Annotated in this window: 1 protein-coding gene; it reads left to right on the top strand. The window is 22.4% G+C overall.

Annotation, left to right across the window (positions count from 1 at the left end):
• The first annotated feature begins 192 nt into the window (after positions 1–192).
• Positions 193–411, top strand: coding sequence for a F0F1 ATP synthase subunit A (locus P2081_RS21105; RefSeq protein WP_369011417.1), 219 nt, complete (start codon positions 193–195; stop codon positions 409–411).
• Positions 412–495: the final 84 nt, after the last annotated feature.

Genomic DNA, 495 nt, shown 5'->3' with positions numbered 1-495 from the left:
AAATTAACTCAAGAAATTATTATACATATTAATGTAAAAGAACCTTCAATTATATTTATTAGAATATTTATATTTATTTTAATTAACAATTTAATAGGACTGTTACCTTATGTATTTACAGCAACAGCTCATTTGATTTCATCTCTTTCAATAGCCCTAACAATTTGAATATCATTAATAATTTATGGATGAATTAACAAAACAAATCATATATTTACCCACCTATTACCAGTAGGAACACCTCCCATTCTAATACCATTTATAGTAATTATTGAATCAATTAGAAATATTATTCGACCAAGATCATTAGCAGTACGATTAAGAGCAAATATAATTGCAGGACATCTTCTTATAAGACTTCTAGGAAATAATTTAGTAATAAATTTTAAACTAATAATAGTAATAATATGATTATTTATAATTTTATTAATGTTTGAATTAGCAGTAGCATTTATTCAATCTTATGTATTTATAACATTATCTACACTATATTCT

This window comes from Pseudophaeobacter profundi, assembly GCF_029697505.1.
Classification (GTDB): domain Bacteria; phylum Pseudomonadota; class Alphaproteobacteria; order Rhodobacterales; family Rhodobacteraceae; genus Pseudophaeobacter; species Pseudophaeobacter profundi.
This window is presented reverse-complemented; position numbering and strand designations above follow the sequence as displayed.